General features: G+C 74.2%; 20 protein-coding genes. 7 read left to right on the plus strand and 13 right to left on the minus strand.

Annotation, left to right across the window (positions count from 1 at the left end; all coding sequences use genetic code 11):
- Positions 1–12: 12 nt before the first annotated feature.
- On the minus strand, positions 13–903 hold the full coding sequence (locus tag BMY04_RS14585; protein WP_091182212.1) for an alpha/beta fold hydrolase: 891 nt from the start codon (positions 901–903) through the stop codon (positions 13–15).
- 100 nt (positions 904–1003) lie between these two features.
- On the opposite strand from BMY04_RS14585, the gene BMY04_RS14590 reads away from it, so the two are divergent.
- Complete coding sequence (locus BMY04_RS14590) at positions 1004–1369, plus strand: VOC family protein (RefSeq protein ID WP_091182214.1); 366 nt, start codon at positions 1004–1006, stop codon at positions 1367–1369.
- Here the strand turns inward: BMY04_RS14590 and BMY04_RS23100 are convergent.
- From BMY04_RS23100 to BMY04_RS14610, 5 genes are all read right to left on the minus strand, one after another.
- On the minus strand, positions 1354–1638 hold the full coding sequence (locus BMY04_RS23100; protein WP_198410180.1) for a hypothetical protein: 285 nt from the start codon (positions 1636–1638) through the stop codon (positions 1354–1356). The two genes, BMY04_RS14590 and BMY04_RS23100, sit on opposite strands and share 16 nt — an antisense overlap.
- Positions 1638–2501 (minus strand): serine hydrolase domain-containing protein, encoded by an 864-nt coding sequence (locus tag BMY04_RS14595; protein WP_198410181.1) that lies wholly within the window; start codon positions 2499–2501, stop codon positions 1638–1640. Before BMY04_RS14595 ends, BMY04_RS23100 begins: the two co-directional genes overlap by 1 nt.
- Before the next feature lie 120 nt (positions 2502–2621).
- Positions 2622–5507, minus strand: coding sequence for a vitamin B12-dependent ribonucleotide reductase (locus BMY04_RS14600; protein WP_091182219.1), 2886 nt, complete (start codon positions 5505–5507; stop codon positions 2622–2624).
- Between the two features lie 270 nt (positions 5508–5777).
- Positions 5778–6347 carry a transcriptional regulator NrdR gene (gene nrdR / locus BMY04_RS14605; RefSeq protein ID WP_170854156.1) on the minus strand — a complete coding sequence of 190 codons (570 nt, stop codon included), beginning with the start codon at positions 6345–6347 and terminating at the stop codon, positions 5778–5780.
- 409 nt (positions 6348–6756) lie between these two features.
- The gene (locus tag BMY04_RS14610) at positions 6757–7224 is read right to left on the minus strand and encodes a DUF2752 domain-containing protein (protein ID WP_198410182.1); all 468 of its coding nucleotides are present in this window, start codon (positions 7222–7224) and stop codon (positions 6757–6759) included.
- A gap of 91 nt (positions 7225–7315) precedes the next feature.
- Between BMY04_RS14610 and BMY04_RS23105 the strand changes: the two genes are divergently transcribed.
- Complete coding sequence (locus tag BMY04_RS23105; protein WP_198410183.1) at positions 7316–8278, plus strand: RDD family protein; 963 nt, start codon at positions 7316–7318, stop codon at positions 8276–8278.
- A gap of 28 nt (positions 8279–8306) precedes the next feature.
- On the opposite strand, the gene BMY04_RS14620 is transcribed toward BMY04_RS23105, so the two are convergent.
- A complete protein-coding gene (locus tag BMY04_RS14620) occupies positions 8307–8714 on the minus strand; it encodes a hypothetical protein (protein WP_091182225.1) in 408 nt (135 codons plus the stop codon).
- Positions 8715–9096: 382 nt separating this feature from the next.
- On the opposite strand from BMY04_RS14620, the gene lexA reads away from it, so the two are divergent.
- Positions 9097–9930: a transcriptional repressor LexA gene (gene lexA / locus BMY04_RS14625; RefSeq protein ID WP_091182521.1), complete on the plus strand. Its 834-nt coding sequence runs from the start codon at positions 9097–9099 to the stop codon at positions 9928–9930.
- 121 nt (positions 9931–10051) lie between these two features.
- Here the strand turns inward: lexA and BMY04_RS14630 are convergent, their stop codons facing one another.
- On the minus strand, positions 10052–12016 hold the full coding sequence (locus tag BMY04_RS14630) for an ATP-dependent DNA helicase (RefSeq protein WP_091182524.1): 1965 nt from the start codon (positions 12014–12016) through the stop codon (positions 10052–10054).
- A gap of 118 nt (positions 12017–12134) precedes the next feature.
- Positions 12135–13655, minus strand: coding sequence for a GTPase HflX (gene hflX / locus BMY04_RS14635; protein WP_091182527.1), 1521 nt, complete (start codon positions 13653–13655; stop codon positions 12135–12137).
- 245 nt (positions 13656–13900) lie between these two features.
- On the opposite strand from hflX, the gene BMY04_RS22820 reads away from it, so the two are divergent.
- Positions 13901–14071 (plus strand): hypothetical protein, encoded by a 171-nt coding sequence (locus tag BMY04_RS22820; protein WP_170854157.1) that lies wholly within the window; start codon positions 13901–13903, stop codon positions 14069–14071.
- Between the two features lie 60 nt (positions 14072–14131).
- Here BMY04_RS22820 and dapF read toward each other — a convergent pair whose 3' ends face one another.
- Both dapF and miaA read right to left on the minus strand, forming a co-directional pair.
- A complete protein-coding gene (gene dapF, locus BMY04_RS14640) occupies positions 14132–14956 on the minus strand; it encodes a diaminopimelate epimerase (protein WP_091182229.1) in 825 nt (274 codons plus the stop codon).
- Positions 14957–15004: 48 nt separating this feature from the next.
- On the minus strand, positions 15005–15940 hold the full coding sequence (miaA, locus tag BMY04_RS14645; RefSeq protein WP_332452330.1) for a tRNA (adenosine(37)-N6)-dimethylallyltransferase MiaA: 936 nt from the start codon (positions 15938–15940) through the stop codon (positions 15005–15007).
- A gap of 43 nt (positions 15941–15983) precedes the next feature.
- Here miaA and BMY04_RS14650 point away from each other — a divergent pair, with 43 nt between their 5' ends.
- A complete protein-coding gene (locus BMY04_RS14650) occupies positions 15984–16220 on the plus strand; it encodes an antitoxin (protein WP_091182231.1) in 237 nt (78 codons plus the stop codon).
- 82 nt (positions 16221–16302) lie between these two features.
- On the opposite strand, the gene BMY04_RS14655 is transcribed toward BMY04_RS14650, so the two are convergent.
- Complete coding sequence (locus BMY04_RS14655) at positions 16303–17868, minus strand: hypothetical protein (protein WP_091182234.1); 1566 nt, start codon at positions 17866–17868, stop codon at positions 16303–16305.
- Between the two features lie 78 nt (positions 17869–17946).
- Entirely contained in the window at positions 17947–19515 is a 1569-nt protein-coding gene (gene miaB, locus BMY04_RS14660) for a tRNA (N6-isopentenyl adenosine(37)-C2)-methylthiotransferase MiaB (protein WP_091182236.1), read from the minus strand.
- Between the two features lie 42 nt (positions 19516–19557).
- On the opposite strand from miaB, the gene BMY04_RS14665 reads away from it, so the two are divergent.
- Positions 19558–20460, plus strand: coding sequence for an aldose 1-epimerase family protein (locus BMY04_RS14665; RefSeq protein ID WP_091182239.1), 903 nt, complete (start codon positions 19558–19560; stop codon positions 20458–20460).
- Positions 20461–20561: 101 nt separating this feature from the next.
- The gene (locus BMY04_RS14670; protein ID WP_091182244.1) at positions 20562–21371 is read left to right on the plus strand and encodes an amino acid ABC transporter ATP-binding protein; all 810 of its coding nucleotides are present in this window, start codon (positions 20562–20564) and stop codon (positions 21369–21371) included.
- The last annotated feature ends 87 nt before the right edge of the window (positions 21372–21458 follow it).

The following is a 21458-nucleotide window of genomic DNA, read 5'->3' on the forward strand; positions in this document are numbered from 1 at the left end:
GGGCCGGAGGGTTCAGCGGTCGAGCACCGCGTGCAGGCGGGCCGCGAATCCGTCCGGGTCGCCGTGCTGCCCGAACTCGTCCCCGAGGAACCCGCCGTGGTGGCTGGGGAAGTCGGTCACCGCCAGCCCGAGCGTGCGGGCCACCTGCCGGCCGCCGCGCGCCGCCATGGTGTCGCCGGACTCGACGCCGACGGCGATGACGACGCGGTCGCCCAGCGGACCCAGCCGCGCGGGGTCGACCGCGAGCGCGTTGCACGCAGGGCCGTTACGGAACAGCGCCTGGGTGCGGTCGCCGTCGTCCTCGGTCGGCAGGCCGAAGGCGGCGGGATCCGGTGCGGGCCGGGCGAGCCAGTCGTCCGGCAGCGGCCCGTCGTGCATCACGAGGGCCATGAACTTCGCCATCGCGGGTCCCTGGCCCGAGGACGCGTACGTGGCGGCCAGGTCGGCGCAGGCGTCGAGCAGGACGTCCTGGTCGGGCAGCCCCATCGCGGTCGGGGGTTCGTGCGCCACCACGCGTCGCACGTCCTCGGGGTGCGCTGCGGCGAGCGCGAGGGCGTTGACCGCCCCCCCGCTGCTGCCCATCAGGTCGACCGGGCCGGCCTCGAGCGCGGTGATCACCCGGTGCAGGTCCTCGGCGTGCTGCTCCGGCGTCACCGGGGTGGTGCCCTTCGGGTTGCGGCCCGTCCCGCGTGGGTCGTACGTCACGACGGGTCGGTCGGTGAACCGCGCGGCCAGCGGACCGAACCCGCCCGCGTCCATCGGCGAGCCGAACATCACGAGCACGGGCCGCGCGGGCGTCGCGTCGGCGAGGTCGCCGCGGACGTCGTACGTGATCAGGTCCTCACCCTCCCCCACCGTGCGCGTCACGGTCGGGACCTGGGTGGTCGGGCTGCTGGTGGTCATGTCTGGTCAGACCGTTGGCGCCTCGCCGAGTCATCGGCCGCCGACCACAAGCCCGTACCCCCGTGCTGGTCCGTGCGCGCGCCACGCGGGAGGCTGCGCCATGACCTCTTCCTCGCACGGGTGGATCTGCTACCTCGAGATCCCTGCGGTCGACGTCGCGCAGTCGTCCGCGTTCTACCGCGACGCGTTCGGCTGGCGGCTGCGCCAGCACGACGACGGCACCACCGCCTTCGACGACGGCAGCGACGGTCGCGTCGTCAGCGGCATGTGGGTGACCGACCGGCCGCCGATGACCGAGCCCGGCATCGTCATCTCGATCATGGTCGACGACGTCGTTGCCGCCTCGGACCGCATCGAAGCGTCCGGGGGCACGGTCGTGCGCCCGTACGACCCGGACGGCCCCGAGAAGATCGCGTGGTTCCGTGACCCGGGCGGCAACGTGATGGGCGTCTACGCGGAGCCCTGAGCGTCGGCGGGCTGGGGTCGCAGGGCCTGGAACTCCTCGACCAACGGCCAGACGTGCTCGCCGAGCTCGACCTGCGTGAGCAGCACACCGATGGTTCCGTCGGGGTCGACGAAGAAGTCGGTGCCCTGCCCGCCCGACCAGCCGAAGCGGCCCCGCCGGGGTCCCCCGGTCTGCACGCCGACGCCGAAGCCCCAGCCCATCTGGTTCCAGAAGCCCGGGAAGAAGCTCTCGGGAGTCTTGGACGCGGCCGGGACCTGGTCCGTCGTCATCAGGCGGCGGTGCTCCCGTGAGACCAGCGGTGCGCCCGCTGCGCCGTCGTCGGTGAGGGCGCGCAGGAAGCGGTGGTAGTCGCGCACGTCGACACCAGCTCGCCGTGGCTGACGTCCACGGCCGGCGGACCGGCGTACGGTCCGCCACCCGCCGGTTCCGTCTCCAGGAAGCGCCCGTCGTCGAACCGGTACGCCGCGGGCAGCCGGTCGAGCGCCGTCTCGGGCACCCAGAAGCCGGTGTCGACCATCCCGAGCGGGCCGAAGAGGTCCTCGGCGAGGTGCTCCGCGAGCGGGCGACCCGTGAGCCGGGCGAGGAGGATCCCGAGCACGGCGAAGGAGTGGTGGTAGCGCCACCCCTCCCCCGGCTGGAAGGTCAGCGGCAGCTCGGCCAGCCGGGCCAGCCAGGCGTCCGCGCCGAGCGGGGACGGTTCCGGGCCGGCCTCCGTGCCGTTGGCCGCCATCGCCCGCGTGAGCGGGGACTCGTCGAGCGCCATGCCGTAGCCGGAGGCGTTCGTGAGCAGGTGGCGCAGCGTGATCGGCCGGACGGCGGCCACGGTGTCGTCGAGCGCCGCGTCCGGACGCACGAGCACCCGACGGTGCGACAGCTCGGGCAGCCAGGGCTCGACGCCGTCGTCGAGCCCGATCCGCCCGGCCTCGACCTCCCGCAGCGCCGCGACCGCGGTCACGGCCTTGGTCATCGACTGGATGCGCACGACGGCGTCGGCCCCGAGGGGGCGACCGCCCACGCTCGCCACGCCCGCGGCGACCACCTCGGGCTCGTCCGTGCCGAGCAGCCCGACGGCGCCGGGCACCGTGCCCGCCTCGACGTGGCGACGCAGCAGGTCCTCCAGCGCACCGGTCACGACGTCGATCGTGGCAGGCGACGGGCCCACGAACCAGACCGGCCCGGCCCCTAGACGGGGACCGGGCCGGTCGGTGCTCAGCGTGCGGTGATCAGCACGCGCTGGTCAGCGAACCGTCGATCAGCTGCAGCCACTGGTCGAGCCGCAGCCCTCGCAGACGTAGCAGCTGCCGCTCGGGCGCATCTTGGTCCCGCAGGTGAGGCAGAGCGGGGCGTCGACGCTGGTGCCGGTGAGCCGCTCGAACAGCTCCGACGTGGTGTGCGCGGTGCTCGGCGCCGGCTTGGCCGCCGCGACCGGCACCTCGACCTCGACCGCGTCGGTGTCGACCGTGTCGCCCGCATCGCTCTTCAGCGACTCCGACTCGATCTCGAGCTCCGGCTCGGGGAGGTAGGACCCCGTCTCGACCTGGCGGGCCCGCTCCGTCGCCGTGTAGATGCCGAGCTCGGCCCGGTCGTCGAAGGTGAGGTACTCCAGGGCGAGGCGCCGGAAGATGTAGTCCATGATCGACTGCGCCATCCGGATGTCGGAGTCGTCGGTCAGACCGGCCGGCTCGAACTTGAGGTTCGTGAACTTCTGCACGAAGGTCTCCAGCGGCACGCCGTACTGCAGGCCGATCGACACCGCGATGGAGAAGGCGTCCATCACCCCGGCCAGGGTCGAGCCCTGCTTGCCGAGCTTGAGGAAGACCTCGCCCAGGCCGCCGTCCTCGTACGCGCCCGAGGTCATGTAGCCCTCGGCCCCGCCGACGGAGAACGACCGCGTCAGGCTCGAGCGCGACTTCGGCATGCGCTTGCGCTGCGGCTTGTAGACGACCTTCTCGACCACGGTCGGCTCGGCCGCGGCGACCGGCGTCTCGTCGGCCTTCTTCTCCGCCTTGCCGTCGCTCAGCGGCTGGCCGACCTTGCAGTTGTCGCGGTAGACCGCGAGCGCCTTGAGCCCGTAGTGCCAGCCCTGCAGGTAGACGTCGGCGATCTCCTCGACCGTCGCGGTCTCCGGGAGGTTGACCGTCTTGGAGATCGCGCCGGACAGGAACGGCTGCGCCGCCGCCATCATCCGCACGTGGCCCATCGGCTTGATCGCCCGGCGGCCCATGGCCGTGTCGAACACCTCGTAGTGCTCCGGCTTGAGGCCGGGGGCGTCGACGACGTGACCGTTCTCGGCGATGTACTCGACGATCGCCTCGACCGTCTCGTCGGCGTAGCCGAGCTTGGCCAGCGCCCGCGGGATCGTCTGGTTGACGATCTGCATCGAGCCGCCGCCGACGAGCTTCTTGAACTTGACCAGCGAGAAGTCCGGCTCGATGCCGGTCGTGTCGCAGTCCATCATGAAGCCGATGGTGCCGGTCGGCGCGAGCACCGAGGCCTGCGCGTTGCGGAAGCCGTTGGCCTCACCGGTCTTGATCACGCCGTCCCAGGCCTTGGTCGCCCGGGCGTGGATCGAGGCACCCATCGCGTCGACGTCGCGCAGCGAGTCGTCGGCGGCTTGGTGCTTGCGCATGACGCGGCGGTGCGCGTCGGCGTTGCGGGCGAAGCCGGCGTACGGGCCCACGATCCCCGCGAGCTCGGCCGAGCGGCGGTAGGAGACGCCGGTCATCAGCGAGGTGATCGCGCCGGCCAGCGCACGGCCGCCGTCGGAGTCGTACCCGTGGCCGGTGGCCATGAGCAGCGCGCCGAGGTTGGCGTAGCCGATGCCGAGCTGGCGGAAGTCGCGCGTCGTGGCGCCGATCGACTCGGTCGGGAAGTCCGCGAAGCAGATCGAGATGTCCATCGCGGTGATGATCAGCTCGACGGCCTTCTCGAAGCGCTCGGGGTCGAAGGTGTCGTCGTCGCGGAGGAACTTGAGCAGGTTGAGGCTGGCCAGGTTGCAGGAGCTGTTGTCCAGGCTCATGTACTCCGAGCACGGGTTGGACGCGTTGATGCGGCCCGACTCGGGGTTGGTGTGCCAGTCGTTGATCGTGTCGTCGTACTGGATGCCCGGGTCGGCGCACTCCCAGGCCGCCTTGGCGATCTTGCCCCACAGGTCACGCGCGTCGACGGTCTCGATGACCTCGCCGGTCGTGCGCGAGCGCAGCCCGAACGGCGTGCCGTTCTCGACCGCCCGCATGAACTCGTCGTTCACCCGGACCGAGTTGTTGGCGTTCTGGTACTGCACCGAGGTGATGTCGCGCCCGCCGAGGTCCATGTCGAAGCCGGCGTCGCGCAGCGCGCGGATCTTGTCCTCCTCGCGCGCCTTGGTCTCGACGAACTCCTCGATGTCGGGGTGGTCGACGTCGAGCACGACCATCTTGGCCGCGCGACGCGTGGCGCCACCCGACTTGATCGTGCCCGCGCTGGCGTCCGCGCCGCGCATGAAGGAGACGGGGCCCGAGGCGGTGCCGCCCGAGGTCAGCAGCTCCTTGCTGGAGCGGATGCGGGAGAGGTTGAGGCCGGCGCCGGAGCCGCCCTTGAAGATGAAGCCCTCCTCGCGGTACCAGTTGAGGATCGAGTCCATCGAGTCGTCGACCGAGAGGATGAAGCAGGCGCTGACCTGCTGCGGCGACTGGGTCCCGACGTTGAACCACACCGGCGAGTTGAACGAGAAGTGCTGGTGCAGCAGCAGCCAGGTCAGCTCGTGCTCGAAGATCTCCGCGGACTCGGCGTCGGCGAAGTAGCCGTAGTCCTCGCCCGCCTTGCGGTAGGTGAGCACGACGCGGTCGATGAGCTGCTTGAGGCCCTGCTCGCGGGCGGCGGTGCCGAGCGCGCCGCGGAAGTACTTGGTCGTGACGATGGTGGAGGCGTTGACGCTCCAGAAGTCGGGGAACTCCACGTTCTTCTGCTCGAAGACCGTCTCGCCGGTCTTCCAGTTCGTCTGGACGACGTCGCGACGCTCCCAGGTGACCTCGTCGTAGGGGTGTACGCCGCTGCTGAAGACGCGCTCGAGCACGAGCCCGGCGCTCTTGCGGCCGTTCTTCGCACCGTTCTTCGCGGTCTCGCCGCGGCCGTTGGCCGCACGGGTGGTCTCGGTCATCTGTCCTTCTTCCTGACGTGCATCCCGTCCCCTCTAGAACGGTCTGCGCTGGGCTGGTAGTCCCCGGGTCGTGCTCGGTGGTGCTCTGGTTCACTGCCCGGGCCTGGGGCGCCCGGGGTGGTGCTCCGACCCGTCAGGACCGGCCGTGCTCGGCGGGACGCGGTCTCGTCACCCGGGGGTGGTGACGGTGCCCGCGTCGGGCTGGGACCGGGGCTGAGAGCGCGCTGCCTTCCCCAGCGACGCGCTCCCAGCCCCGGAGACTGGGGCCGCTCAGGGCGGCGGCTCCCCCGCGCCGCCGGCAGGGCGGCGTCGGGGGGTCAGGCGGTGGGGCTGGAAGGTGCCGACCTTCGCGTCGGCGACCGGGTCGGGGATCAGCGGCTCGATGCCCGCCGGCTCCCCCTCCGCCCGCAGCAGCGCGATCTCGGACTCGAAGTCGTCGACCGAGCGGAACTGCCGGTAGACGCTCGCGAACCGCAGGTAGGCGACCTGGTCGAGCTCACGGAGCGGGCCGAGGATCGCGACCCCGACCTCGTCGGCCGGGACCTCGGGCTGCCCGGAGGCCCGCAGCGAGTCCTCCACCAGCTGCCCGAGCCGCGCGAGCTGCGTCTCGGTGACCGGCCGGCCCTTGCAGGCCTTGCGCACCCCGGAGACGACCTTGTCGCGGCTGAAGGGCTCGACGACGCCGCTGCGCTTGACCACCACGAGCTGCATCTGCTCGATCGTGGTGAAGCGCCGCTCGCACGCCGGGCACTGCCGCCGGCGGCGGATGCTGCCGCCGTCCTCGGCCGTGCGCGAGTCGAGCACCTTGGAGTCGCCGTGACGGCAGTACGGGCAGTGCACGGACAGCTCCTCTCGTCGGCCTCGCGATGGTTCCGGACCCCGTCCGCCCCGCTCCCTGGGGACAACCCTGGGGATCAGGTGTGGACCGGGCTGTGGACTTCTGTGGGTAACCGACCACTAGTTGTGGATGAACTACAGCCGTGTAACCACTAGATGTAGTGACCTTACGACTGGGATCCAGCATGCGCAAGAGGTCTGACACTTTCCGCGTGGCGCGTGCCGCGACACGCCGGGACGCAGCACGCGACGACGTCGGCGACCGGTCAGGCGGACCGCTGGCAGGGCGTACCCGCGGGACGGTGGACGTCGGCGGAGCCGCGCCGCACCGGGGCGGACCCGGCTCGAGCCCGTGCCGACGGCGCGCCGGGCCCCGGCGACGGGAGCGGCAGCGTTCGGCCGGGCCGGGACCTCAGAGGAGGTTGCGGAGGACCGTCCACACGGCGGCCACGGCGAGGAACGCGACGAGACGCTGCGTCGTCGTGGTGCGGCCCCACAGCCGGCGGAGGGCGAGGGGCGGCCGCACGGCCGGGCCGCCGAGCGCCTCGAGCACCCAGAGCACACCCGAGACGCCCAGCAGGGCGATCCCGACGAGGGCGAGCGCGTTGTCGGCGAAGGCCGTCCCGACGTCACCGTGGAGCAGCGCGCTGCCCATGCGCGTCCCGCCGCAGAGGGGGCAGTCCCAGCCGGTGACCACGCGGAATGGGCACGGGAGCCCGACACCCGTCGTCGCGTAGAGGGCGCTCAGACCCAGACCGGCGGCGAAGAACCCGGCCAGCGGACGCAGCGCCTCCTGCGGACGGAACCCGTGCTCGGCCCGGGCGGCGACCCCGGCCGGCCCCACCCCGCTCGGGATGCCTCGGCCGGGTCGACTCGCCACGCCCGTCATTCTGCCCCGGAACCGGCTCGTCCGAGCTCACGACGCCCTAACCTGACGTCCGGCCCGAGGGGCGACCGTGGCAGGGGGACAGGTGGACGAGCAGGGGTCCGAGCGGCAGGGGTCCGAGCGGCAGCGGTTCGAGCGGCAGCGGTTCGAGGAGCTGGACTCCCGGCCGCCGGCGCAGCGGCACCAGGACGCCGGCGGTCGCCCGGCCCCGCCCGGTTACCTCGACGCTGCACGCGATCCCCAGGCCCAGCCCCAGGTCCCCGACGCCCAGCGACGCCAGACGACGCCCGACCCGGTCTACGGACGCGTGACGCGCTTCGGCGCGCCCGCCGACCAGGGTGCGCAGATCGGTTCCGCGCCACTCAGCGGATCGTGGCCCGCACCGTACGGGCCGCCCGTCCCGGGCCCGGTCCCCCCGCCGTACGCACCGGCGCCGTACGCACCGGAGCCGTACGCACCCCCCGCGCCACCCGGACCTCCCGGCGACCGGTCCGCCTGGGCGTACGGCCCTGCCGGCTGGGGACCTCCGCCGGGGGGCTGGCCACCGCCGGCACCGCGCTGGCGACGCGAGGAGCACGCCTCCTGGTGGAACCGTGTGGGCAGCGACGTCATCGACCGCGTCCCCGCCTACGTCGGGCTGGTCTTCCTGGTCGTGGGCTACCTCCCCCTGTACGCCGGCCTGCTGCATGGCGACCTGACCGCGCGGCCGACCTGGTGGGCGCTCGTCGTGGGGGTGCTGCTGAGCTTCGCCGCGACCGGCTGGACCGTCTACAACCGCTGGGTGGTCGCGGGCCGCACGGGCCAGTCGCTGGGCAAGAGGGTCACCCGCACGTGGCTCGTCGGCGTCGACGACGGGCGGCCGATCGGCGTGCTCAACGCCTTCCTGCGCGACCTGCTGCACGTCGTGGACGGCATCGCCTACGTCGGCTACCTCTGGCCGCTCTGGGACGAGCAGCGCCAGACGCTGGCCGACAAGATCATCCGGACCGTCGTCGTGCGCACCCCGGTGCCGCCCCTCACCGACCGGGAACGCGTCACCAGGGTCTGAGGTCTCCCCCGGCGCCGGTCCTCGACGCTCAGGGCTGCGCGACGACCGGCGCGGCGGCGCTGTGCGCCGGGTGGTAGCTCTCGCCCGTCACGCGCAGCGCGGTCAGGGCGACCACCGCGACGCTGGCCGCGACGAGCGCGGCGGCGACGACGAGCACCAGGGCCAGGCCCCGCTCCGTCAGGTGGCCCGATCGCGGGGCCTCGGGGACGACCGGGGCGGGCACGCGGCACGCGGCCGGGGTCGCCGGCGCGGCGGGTGCGGTGAACCGCAGGCGGCGCGGCCGGGCGACGGGCCCGACACCCGGACCCGACCGGCGCGGACGGGTGCGCGTCGGGGTCGCCGTCGGCACGAGGTCGGTGTCCGGGACCAGGGTCAGGACCGGCCGCGACCGCTCCGGAACGGGTGCGGCGGTGGGCTCGGCGAGCGCGAGACTCATGACGGTGCTCCTTGACGGGTCGGGCGTGCGGTCGAACGTCCGTTCGATCGAACGCGTGTTCGATGTGTACCGCACCGCGCGACCGAGCGCAAGCACATTCGAATCGGTGTTCGAGAAGTTCATGGACCTGAGTCCAGCAGGAGGGTCTGACAAAAAGCGTCGGCCGACACCGCCGGCACCGGCACGCCACCCCGACGACCTCGGGCCCGACGTCCGACGGCCGACCGCGGCGGGAGCGGCGCCGCGCCGGACCACGTCAGGCCCGTCGCGCTCGGCGGGCGGGTCCTCCCCGGGCCCGCTCTCCCACGGACGTTCGAACGCCTGCGCGACACGCTCGAACAGGTGTTTGAATGTCTCGGGCGTCTTTCCTACAGTGCCGTTCATGGCCCACGACGACACGCCTGACAGCCCTGCCGACCCCGCTCGCCCGGCGCGCCGACGCGGCCGGCCGACCAAGGCCGAGATCGCTGCGCAGCTCGGCGAGTCGGCCTCGGTGAGCTCGTTGCCCGACGGGCCGGCCGACAGCTCGGGCCTCACGCCGCGGCAGCGGCGCATCCTCGAGGTCATCCGCGACACCGTGGAGTCGCGGGGCTACCCGCCGAGCATCCGGGAGATGGGCGAGGCCGTCGGGCTCGCCAGCTCGTCGAGCGTGTCGCACCAGCTGCGGGCCCTCGAGCAGAAGGGCTTCCTGCGCCGCGACCCCAACCGGCCGCGCGCGCTCGAGGTGCTGCTGCCGGGCGAGGACCGGCGCGCGGTCGACGCGGCGCCCGCCACCCGCTCGTCGGCACCCGTCCGACCCCCGCTGGTGGAGGTCGACGACAACGGCGTCAACGCGTTCCCCGAGCCCGTGCACGTGCCTGTGCTCGGGCGCATCGCCGCCGGCGGCCCGATCCTGGCCGAGGAGCGGATCGAGGACGTCTTCGCGCTCCCCCGCCAGCTGGTCGGCGAGGGCACGATGTTCACCCTCGAGGTCCGTGGCGACTCGATGATCGACGCAGCCATCTGCGACGGCGACTGGGTCGTCGTGCGGCAGCAGCCGACGGCGAACAACGGCGACATCGTCGCGGCGCTGCTCGACAACGAGGCGACGGTCAAGACGTTCAAGCGCGAGCCCGGCCAGCTCTGGCTGATGCCGCACAACCCGGCGTACGACCCGATCGACGGCAACCACGCGACGATCCTCGGCAAGGTCGTCGCCGTCCTGCGCCGCCTTTAGGCGTCCGCCGGTCCGCCTGCGGTCGGCGGGAGCCGGTCGCCCACCCGGACAGCAGGTTGCGCTCCCGCGACGGGAGCGGGGCCCGCGCCGGAGCCGCGGGCCACGAGCCACGAGCCGTGGTTCAGTTCTGGCCGGAGGGCTCCTCGGCCAGCCGACGCAGGGCGCCGATCACGGTCTCGCGGTCGGTGGTCTGCCACATGTCCGGCATCGAGGCGCGCAGGAACGACCCGTAGCGCGCGGTCACCAGGCGTGGGTCGAGGACCGCGACGACTCCCCGGTCGCTGCTGCGCCGCACGAGTCGCCCGGAACCCTGGGCGAGCAGCAGCGCGGCGTGCGTGGCCGCGACGCTCATGAAGCCGTTCCCGCCGGCGTCGGCGACGGCCTTCTGCCGGGCCAGCGTGAGCGGGTCGTCCGGGCGCGGGAACGGGATCCGGTCGATGATCACCAGCTGGCAGGTGGCGCCGGGGACGTCGACGCCCTGCCACAGCGACAGCGTGCCGAACAGGCTCGTCGTCTCCTCGCTCGTGAAGCGTCGCGTGAGCTCCGACAGCTGGGCGTCGCCCTGGCACAGCACGGTCAGCCTGGGCAGCTGCTTGCGCACGTGGACGGCCGCGGCCTCCGCCGCCCGGCGGCTCGAGAACAGCCCGAGGGTCCGCCCACCGGCCGCCCAGACCAGCTCGGCGATCTCGTCGAGGACCTCCTTGGACATGCCGTCGCGCCCGGGGGCCGGCAGCGTCCTGGCGACGTAGCGGATGCCCTGCCGCTGGTAGTCGAACGGCGACCCGACGTCGAGGGCGCGCCACGCGACGGGCGGGTCGTCGGGTGCGTCCTCGTCGCCCGCCGGCTCGTACGGCTCCGGCGAGTCGTCGCGGTCGCGGGCACGCAGCCCGAGCGCCGCGGCCGAGGGCCCGAAGTCGTCGCCCAGCTTGAGCGTCGCCGAGGTCAGGACCACGGTGCGGTCGGCGAAGACCGAGGAGCGCATCAGCCCGGCGACCGACAGCGGCGCCACCCGCGCCTCCCGCCCCGAACGCTCGCGCTCGGTCACCCAGACGACGTCGTACGCCGACAGGCCGGCCATCCGCTCGGCGACGTCGAGGACCTCGCCGACGGCGGCGGCCGCCTGCCGCTGCTCGGGGCTCGGCTTCTCGGTGCCGCTCGTGAGCCCGGACACGGCGGCCCGGGCGGCCGCCCGCACGCGCTGGGCGGCGACGACGAAGGGCGAGCCCGGGTCCTCGACCCGTTCGAGGGGCATCTCGTCGAGGGCCGTGCGCAGCTCGTCGGCCGACTCGAGCAGGTCGAGGGCCGTCTCGTCGGACAGGAACGTCAGCGCCCGCCGGGCGACCCGCTCGACCTGCTGCGGGCTCAGCTCGGCCGACGCCGCGCCGGTGACCCGCGCGACGAGCTCGTGGGCCTCGTCGACGACGACCGCGTGGTGCTCGGGGAGGGCCGTGCCCCCGTGCATCGCGTCGATGGCGAGCAGGGCGTGGTTGGTGACGACGAGGCCCGCGGCGCGGGCCCGGTCCCGCGACTTCTCGACCAGGCAGACGTCGCCGTACGGGCAGCGCTGCGCGCCGAGGCACTCCCGCACCGGCACCGACACCTGCTGCCAGGCCCGGTCGCCGTGGGACGGGGCGTCGTCGCGGTCGGCCACGCCGCCGCTCGAGGCCTCCTCCTCGGCCCACTCGCGCAGGGCGAGGACCTCGGTGCCCAGCGCCGACTCCGGCGTGGCGCTGGTCCGGGCCGTGGCCGCGAGGTCGCCGGCGGAGATGAGGGTGCCCTGCTCCGAGACCCCGCCGTCGCGGACCCGCAGCAGGCAGGCGTAGTTGCTGCGCCCCTTGAGCACGGAGAACTCGGGCCGCCGGCCGGTCACCCGCTCGACCGCGTCCAGCGCCGCCGGGATGTCGGAGTGGGCGAGCTGCGACTGCAGGGCGAGGGTCGCGGTGGCGACGACGACGCGCTCACCGGGGTGCTCGCTCAGCCAGACCAGGGCCGGGGCGAGGTAGCCGAGCGACTTGCCCGTCCCCGTCCCCGCCTGCACCAGCACGTGGCGCCCGTCGTCGAACGCCTGCGCGACGGCGTCGGCCATCGCGTGCTGGCCGGGGCGGTCGGCGCCGCCGATCCCGGCGACCGCGTCGTCGAGGACACGTCGGTGCCCGGGCGCCGAGCGGTCCTGCCCGGGGGCCCGTGGGGGTGCGAGGGTCTGCTCAGCCACCGTGCACGGGGGCACCGACCGCGGCGCTGCCCTGCTCGAACGGCGCCAGCTCGCCGGCCAGGTCGCCGTGCACGCGGGCCACCACGAGCGTGCCGTCGGCCGTGTGCTCGGTGGTGAGGAGCTCGCCCTCCTGGTGGATGCGGTTCAGCAGGTCGCCGCGCTCGTACGGGACGAGGGCCCGCACGTCGACCTCCGGGCGCGGCAGCCGCGCCTCGGTGGTGCGGTGCAGCTCGTCGAGCCCCGCCCCGGTGCGCGCCGAGACCACGACCGCGTCGCGGTAGCGGCTGCGCAGGGTCGCGATCGCCTCCGGCGTCGCGGCGTCCGCCTTGTTGATGACGATCAGCTCCGGGACCTTGCCCGCCCCGATCTCCGCGAGGACGTCGTGCACCGCGCGGATCTGGCCCTCCGGGTCGGGATCGGACCCGTCGACCACGTGCAGCAGGAGGTCGGCCTGCGCCGACTCCTCCAGCGTCGAGGCGAAGGCCTCGACCAGGTCGTGCGGCAGGTGCCGGACGAACCCCACGGTGTCGGTGAGGGTGTAGAAGCGCCCGTCGGCGGTCGTCGAGCGGCGCACCGTCGGGTCGAGCGTGGCGAACAGCGCGTCCTCGACGAGCACGCCCGCACCGGTCAGCCGGTTGAGCAGGCTGGACTTGCCGGCGTTGGTGTAGCCGACGATGGCGACCGACGGGACCTGGTTGCGACGGCGCTCGGCGCGCTTGGTCTCGCGCGTGCCGTCCATCTCGCGCAGCGCGCTGCGCAGCCGGGCGATCCGGCTGTTGATGCGACGCCGGTCGGTCTCGAGCTTGGTCTCACCCGGTCCGCGACCACCGATGCCCGCACCGCCCGCGGCCCGTCCACCGGCCTGCCGGGACAGGTTGCCGCCCCAGCCGCGCAGGCGCTGCTTGAGGTAGTTCAGCTGGGCGAGCTCGACCTGCGCCTTGCCCTCCGCGCTCTTGGCGTGCTGGGCGAAGATGTCGAGGATCAGGGCGGTCCGGTCGATGACCTTGACCTTGACCCGGTCCTCCAGGTTGCGCAGCTGCGCCGGGCTCAGCTCGCCGTCGCAGATGACGGTGTCGGCGCCGGTCGCGACGACGACGTCGCGCAGCTCGGCCACCTTGCCGGACCCGATGTAGGTGGCGGGGTCGGGCACCGGGCGGCGCTGCACCAGCCCGTCGAGCACCTCCGAGCCCGCCGTCTCGGCGAGCAGCTTGAGCTCGGCGAGCGAGTTGTCGGCGTCGACCTGGCTGCCCGTCGTCCAGACGCTGACCAGCACGACGCGCTCGAGGAGCAGCTGGCGGTACTCGACCTCGGTGATGTCGGACAGCTCGGTCGACATGCCGCCCACGCGGCGCAGCGACTGCCGGTCGGCGAGGTCCAGCTGGTCGCCGTCAACCGGGTCGGGTGCAGCGGGCGCGCTCGGCCGGGACCGTTGGAGGGTCTCGACGACGAGCTCGTCGTCGGGGGCGGGGCTGGTGTCGTGCAGCGTGGCGGCGTCGGGTCGAGGAAGACTCATCGTGCTTCCCAGGTTCTCACGCGACACCAAGCATCAGCACGTGCTTTCGGGGTTGTCCACAGGCCGTTCCGTACGCGGGCGGGAGCGGGCCTCCCCGTCCTCCCCCGGGCCCGGAGCGCTGCGGCCGCGTCGACGACTGACATCGAGACATCTCAGCGCCGTCGGTCGTCCTGTGGCGGGGCGCTTGCTACGCTTGGCGGTGACATCGTTGTCAGTTCCTGAACCCGAACGGAAAGACAACGCTCATGACCACTCTGGTCCCCGTCCTGCTCCTGGTCGTCGCCGTCACCTGCGTGGCCATCCCGCTGACCGCCGTCGCCGCCGTCTACCGCGACGAGCTGCGCCCCCTGGGGAACGCGGTGCGCCGCGCCGTGGCCTTCGACCCCCGCCATCCGGCGTTCGGCCACCTCGGCTGATCTCGTCGTCGCGGTTCCGCGCGGTGCGCGGACCCGGCGCGACCCCGGGCTGCCCCGGCCTCAGTGGCCCGGGAGCGTCACCTCGCCGTGCGCGACGAGCACGGCCGGCCCGGTGAGGGTCGCCTCGTCCCCGGACAGCTCGACCTCGACCCGTCCTCCGGGCACGTCGACCGTCCAGACGCCGTCGCCCCCGCCGAGGCGTTCCCGGGCCGCTGCGGCGACCGCGACCGTCCCCGTCCCGCACGAGCGGGTCTCCCCCACCCCGCGCTCGAAGACGCGCATCGCGACGTGCCGTTCACCCCGGGGTTCGACGAACTCGAGGTTGACGCCCTCGGGGAAGGCGTCGGCGGGCTCCCAGCGCGGGGCGTGCGTCAGGTCCAGCGCCTCGATGCCGGTGGTGAGGGCGACGGCGTGCGGGTTGCCGACGTCGGCGGGGGTGGCGTCGAACGCCGCTCCGTCGGCCGTCGTCACGCGGACGCTGCCGGCTCCCACCGCCACCTGCCCCATGCCCACCCGGATCCTGCCGTCGGGCAGGACGGTCGCGGGCCTGAGGCCCGCGCGGGTGGCGACGGGGACCTCGGGGCCGGTCGCCAGCCCCTCGTCGAGGAGGTAGCGCACGAACACGCGGACGCCGTTGCCGCACATCTGCGCGACGGAACCGTCGGCGTTGCGGTAGTCCATGAACCACACGGACGGGTCCCCGTCCCACTCGGGCACGTGCCGCGCGAGGACCGCCCGCAGCAGGCCGTCGCCGCCGATCCCGGCGCGCCGGTCGCACAGCCAGCGCACGTCCTCCACCGTCGGCTGGAGCGTGTTGTCCCGGTCCAGCAGGACGACGAAGTCGTTCTGCGTCCCGTGCCCCTTGCTGAACCGCCACCGCCGCACCCGACGATGATCCCACCGCCGCACCAGCCCGCCCGACGGAGCCACCGCTCAGGCGGCGACGCGGCCCCGGCCCTGCGGTCCGGCGACGACGAGCGCGGCCGCGACCAGGTCGGGCCGGTCGTGGTCGAGCCAGGTGATGCGGTCGTCCTTGCGGAACCACGAGTCCTGGCGGCGGGCGAAGCGGCGCGTCGCGACCACCGTCGCCTCGCGTGCGGCGTCCTCGTCGACCTCGCCGTCGAGGAGCTGGAGCACCTGGCGGTAGCCGAGCGCCCGCGAGGCCGTCAGCCCCTCCCGCAGCCCCGCGGCCTCCAGCAGCCGGACCTCGTCGACCAGCCCCGCCGCCCACATCGCGTCCACCCGTGCGCGGATGCGCCGGTCGAGCACGTCGCGCGGCACGTCGAGCCCGATCTGCACGACGTCGGGCAGGGCGTAGCGCCGCTCGGGCAGCTCGGCGGCGTACGGGCGGCCGGTCAGCTCGACGACCTCGAGCGCCCGGACGACGCGTCGCGCGTTGCCCGGCAGGATCACCGCGGCGGCGGCGGGGTCCCGCTCGGCGAGCCGCGCGTGCATCGCCTCCGCCCCCACCGCCTCCAGGTCGGCCTCCAGGCTGGCTCGCAGGGCGGCGTCCGTGCCCGGGAACTCGAACGCGTCCACCACGGCGCGGACGTACAGCGCCGACCCGCCGGCCAGGACCGGGACCACGCCGCGGGCGAGGCAGTCGGCGACCGCGGCCCGGGCCATCGCCTGGAACTGCGCCACCGTCGCCGTCTCGCGCACGTCGAGCACGTCCACGAGGTGGTGCACGACGCCCGCCCGCTCGCGGGACGTCGGCTTGGCGGTCCCGACGTCCATGCCGCGGTAGACGAGCATCGAGTCGGCGCTGACGACCTCGGCCGGCTGGCCGCGCTCCGCGTACGCCCGCGCCAGTGCCACCGCGAGGCCGGACTTGCCGGAGGCGGTGGGGCCCGCGAGCACGACGGTCACGCGACCAGTCTGCCTGCCGCGGGGCCCTCGCTACCCTTCCTGCATGGGCATCTTCGACAAGGCACGAGACGCGCTCCAGCAGCACGCCGACAAGATCGACGGTGTCGTCGACCGCGTGGCCGAGGAGGCCGACCGCCGCACCGGGGGCCAGCACGGCGCCCAGATCGACAAGGGCGCGGCGCTCGCGAAGGACAAGCTCGGCGACTACGCCCGGCGCGACGGGGCGCCCGACGCGGGTGCCCCGGGGACCGGTGCACCGGAGAGCGGCCGCCCGGCCTGAGCACGACCCGGCGCCGGACCCCGGCGGGCTGAGCCCGCCGTCAGGCCCTGACCCTCAGGCCAGCACGGTCAGAGCAGGGCGGTCAGGACAGGGCCGGCGCCGCCGCTGCGGCCGGGACCGACGGCGCCTCGCCGGTGACGGTCCGGGCGAGCGCCGCGACCTCGGCCTGGGTCGCGCGGGCCTCGGACTCGTCGGCGGCGGCCGCGGCACGCCCGTCCTCCACGCGCTTGCGGGTACGCGCCCGGACGGCCTCGAGCTCGGTCCGGGCGCCGCGGGCGTGCAGCACCGCCCGCACCGCGACGCCGCCCAGCACGAGGGCCACGACGAGCAGCAGGGCGGCCCAGCCCGGGCGACCCACCGCGAGCAGCACGACGCCCACGAGCAGCGCCGCGGCCGCCGCGGCGCCGGGGACGACCACCGCGGAGCGCGGCGACGCGGCCCGCTCGACCGCCTGCGCGTCCAGGGCGGCGAGCCTGCCCGCGTCGGCGCCGGCGCCGGTCACCTCGACCGGGCCCAGCTCCGTGTGCACGGTGCGCGGACCCGGCCGGCGGGCGGCGACCGAGGCCGCGACGCCCGTGACCGCCGCGTCCAGCCCCGGGCGCACCCAGGTGACGAGCTCCTGGCGCACCTCGGGCGCCACCTCCTCCTCGAGCAGGGCCTGCTGGACGAGCTCGGTGACCGGGGTGCGCGGGGGTTCACGCTGGGGGTCCGGCTCCGGCGCGCCCGGGTCCTCGATGCGGGCCCGCAGGACCCGCGCCCGTTCGAGCAGGGCGCGCTCCGACCCGATGCCCATCCCGACCAGGGCCTCGACGAGGCGACGCAGGGCGGTGCGGTCGTCGGTCGGCCCCCCGCCCGTGGCGACCGCCGGTCCGGACGACGTCCCGTCGCCCGACCGGACCGGCTCCGGAGAGTCCGGCCGGGTCGGCGACCAGCGGCCCTCCACGAGCGCCTGCACCCAGCGCAGCGTCTGCACGGGGCCGTCGGCGTGCGAGCCCGTCGCGGCGAACCGGTCCCAGGTGGCCGCCTGCAGGTCGAGGTCGCGCGCCCACACGTCGCGCACCGAGGGCAGCGCGCCGGGGAAGCACCCGTGGGTGAGCGCGCGCCACAGCACGACCTGGGGGGCGGCGAGCACGCCGTCGCCGACCAGCAGCGGGGCGACGCGGTCACGCACGACCTCGCCCCGTCCGAGCCAGCCGAGCGCCGCGACCACGAAGGTCTCGTGCTCCTGGTCCGGCCGTCCCTCCGACCCGCCGTGCGGCGCGGCCGGCCCGCCGCTCGCGAGGGCGATGACCTCGTGCGTCGCCCGGACCAGCCAGTAGTCCACGTCCGGCGCCTCGAGCGGCTCGGGGACCCCACCCTGCTCGAGGACGGTCAGCGCGGCCAGCGCCTCGCGACGGACGGCGCTGGTGTCGGGGTGGCCCGCCAGCTGCTCACGCACGTCCCCCAGCTCGACGTAGGCGTCGAACGCGGTGGAGAGCGCCTGCAGCCGGGACTCGATCGAGCCCTGCAGCGTCCGCAGCTGGCTGCTCAGCCGCGCCGACTGGGCCGAGGCCGCGTACGCGGTGCTCTGCAGGCCCTCGATCTCCTCGCGCAGGAGGTTGTCGCGGCCGTTCTCGCCGGCCCAGAACCAGCTCCAGTCGTCAGGCATGGCAGCAGGATCGCAGCCCAGGGGCTCAGCGGGGCCGGTTCCGCCGCGGTCGCCCCGCCGTCGTGGGTGGCGCGGCGGTCAGCCGCAGACGGGCGCCGCGGGCAGCGGCGCGGGGACCCCGACCGTCGGCAGCCCGAGCCCGACCACCGGCCGGGCGGCCGTGGCTCCGGCCTGCCGCGCGGCCCAGGCGTCGCCGCCCCGGGTGCGGCGCAGGGCGAGCAGGCCGTCGTCGGCGGTGAGGTGGTGCGGGGCTGCGTAGGTCACGACGACGTCGACCAGGTCGCCGGGCCGTGGCCGCAGCGCCGGGTCCTCGGGGACCCGCACGTGGACCAGCCGGTTGTCGCGGGCCCGGCCCGACATGCGCGCGGTGGCGGCGTCCTTGCGGCCCTCGCCGTCGGCGAGCATGACATCGACGGTGCGGCCGACCTGGGCTCGGTTCTCCGTCCAGGCGACGTCCTCGACGAGCGCGACGAGGCGCTCGTAGCGCTCCTGCACCACGGTGCGCGGCACCTGGTCGGGCATCGTCGCCGCCGGCGTACCGGGGCGGATCGAGTACTGGAACGTGAAGGCGGCGGCGAAGCGGGACGCCGCGGCGACGTCGAGCGTGGCCTGGAAGTCCTCCTCGGTCTCGCCGGGGAAGCCGACGATGATGTCGGTGGTGATCGCGGCGTGCGGCAGCGCGGCGCGCACGTCGTCGATGATGCGCAGGTACTTGTCGCGGCGGTAGGAGCGGCGCATCGCGCGGAGCACGCGGTCCGAGCCCGACTGCAGCGGCATGTGCAGCTGCGGCATCACGTTGGGCGTCTCGGCCATGGCGGCGATGACGTCGGGGGTGAAGTCGCGCGGGTGCGGCGACGTGAAGCGCACGCGCTCCAGCCCCTCGACCTCCCCGCAGGCGCGCAGCAGCTTGGCGAACGCGCCCCGGTCGCCGAACTCGACGCCGTACGCGTTGACGTTCTGCCCCAGCAGGGTGATCTCCTGCACGCCCTCGGCCACGAGCATCTCGATCTCGGCGAGGATGTCGCCGGGCCGGCGGTCCTCCTCGCGCCCGCGCAGCGCGGGCACGATGCAGAACGTGCAGGTGTTGTTGCAGCCCACGCTCACCGACACCCACGCGGCGTACGCCGAGTCGCGCCGGGTGGGCAGCGTCGACGGGAAGCGCTCGAGGGACTCCGCGATCTCGACCTGGGCGGCCTCCTCGACGCGGGCCCGCTCGAGCAGCGTCGGCAGCGCGCCGATGTTGTGGGTGCCGAAGACGACGTCGACCCACGGCGCCCGGCGGGTGATCTCGCCGCGGTCCTTCTGGGCCAGGCAGCCGCCCACCGCGATCTGCATGCCGGGCCGTGCGGCCTTGTCCTTGGCCAGGTGGCCGAGGTTGCCGTAGAGCTTGTTGTCGGCGTTCTCGCGCACGGCGCAGGTGTTGAAGACGACGACGTCGGCGGTCCCCGTCCCGTCGCCCTCGGCGCGGGCGTACCCGGCGTCCTCCAGCAGCCCGGCCAGCCGCTCGGAGTCGTGGACGTTCATCTGGCAGCCGTGCGTGCGGATCGCGTAGGTGCGCGGCGCGGACGGCTCGGTCCCCGGGACGGCCGACGGGGCGGCTGACGGGGCGGGCGGCGGTGCGGGCGGCGGTGCGGTGGTGAGCGACATGGCCGGGCCAGCGTAGTTCCGCCCGGCCCTAGAGTTCGACGCGTGACCCACCCCACCGGGACCCAGCTCGACATCACGCTGGGCGACCAGTCCGCCACCGTCACCGGGCTCGGCGCCGGCCTGCGGCGCTACGCGGTCGAGGGCCGCGACGTGGTCAAGGGCTTCGGCGCCGACGAGCCGGTCTCCGGCGGCCGCGGGCAGCAGCTCGTCCCCTGGCCCAACCGGATCCGCGACGGCCGCTACCCCTGGGGCGGCACCACGCAGCAGCTGTGGCTCACCGAGCCGGCGCGGCACAACGCCAGCCACGGTCTCGCCCGCTACGTGCCGTGGACGGTCACCGAGCACGGCGACTCCCACGTCGTCTGCACGCTGACGATCTACCCGCAGCCGGGCTGGCCCGGGATCCTGCACGTCCGGCTCCGGTACGCCCTCACCGACGACGGCCTGCACGTCACCGTGGAGGCCCGCAACGACGGCGACGCCGACGTCCCCTTCGGCTACGGCGCCCACCCCTACCTCACGGTCGGCGAGAGCAGCGTCGACGAGGTCGAGGTGACGCTGCCCGCCGCGAGCCGGCTCGAGGTCGACGACCGGCTGCTGCCCGTCGCCGTGTCGCCCGTCGAGGGCACCGGCCTGGACCTGCGCGAACGGTCGCGCGTCGGCGACCGCGTGCTCGACACCGCCTACACCGACCTCGCCCGCGAGGCCGACGGCGGCTGGACGGCCACCCTGTCCCGCGAGGACCGGACCGCCGAGCTGTGGGCCGACTCCTCCTTCGGGTGGGCCCAGGTCTTCACCGGCGAGAAGCGCCGCGACGTCGGGCTCGCGGTCGAGCCGATGACCTGCGGCCCCGACGCCTTCAACCCGGGCCCGACGCACGACGGGATGCGCACCCTGGCGCCGGGCCAAAGCCTGCGGCTGCGATGGGGCATCCGCGGTAGTTAGACGATGTATATGCCGCTGACGCGGTAACAATTGCGGTTCAACCACGTCACCGCGTGCGTCCCGGAGGTGCTCTCCCGCGGTTTCCGCACTAGGTTCGGACGATGGCGGACCGAGAACAGGCGGAGCACGGTGCCACGACGGACGTCCACCCGGGGTCCGCGCCGCAGGCGGTCGGCCCACCGCTGCTCGTCCTGAGGGGCGTCGACAAGCACTTCGGCGAGCTGCACGTCCTGCAGGACGTCGACCTCACCGTCGGCAAGGGCGAGGTGGTGGTCGTGCTCGGGCCGTCCGGGTCCGGCAAGTCGACGCTGTGCCGGGTGATCAACCGGCTCGAGACCATCGGCTCGGGCTCGATCACCATCGACGGCCAGGAGCTGCCCGAGGAGGGCAAGGGGCTCGCCCAGCTCCGGGCGGACGTCGGGATGGTCTTCCAGTCGTTCAACCTGTTCGCCCACAAGACCGTGCTCGAGAACGTGACGCTGGGCCCGATGAAGGTTCGCAAGGTGCCGGCGTCCCAGGCGCGTGAGCGGGCCCGCGAGCTGCTGCGCCGCGTGGGCGTCGAGTCGCAGGCCGACAAGTACCCCGCCCAGCTCTCGGGCGGGCAGCAGCAGCGGGTCGCCATCGCGCGGGCGCTGGCGATGGAGCCGAAGATCATCCTGTTCGACGAGCCGACCTCGGCCCTCGACCCGGAGATGGTCACCGAGGTGCTCGACGTGATGGTCTCCCTCGCCCGCGCCGGCATGACGATGGTCGTCGTCACCCACGAGATGGGCTTCGCCCGCCGGGCGGCGAACCGGGTCGTCTTCATGGCCGACGGCAAGGTCGTCGAGGAGGGCGACCCCGAGTCGTTCTTCACCGCCCCGCGCACGGCGCGGGCGCAGGACTTCCTGAGCAAGATCCTCACCCACTGAGCGACTCGGGGCGTCCCGTGGCGGCTCCCACCAGCGCGCCACCGGCGCGGCAGGACCGACGACAGCGGGGCCGGCGGACCGTCGGCT

The organism is Microlunatus flavus (assembly GCF_900110855.1).
Taxonomy (GTDB): domain Bacteria; phylum Actinomycetota; class Actinomycetes; order Propionibacteriales; family Propionibacteriaceae; genus Microlunatus; species Microlunatus flavus.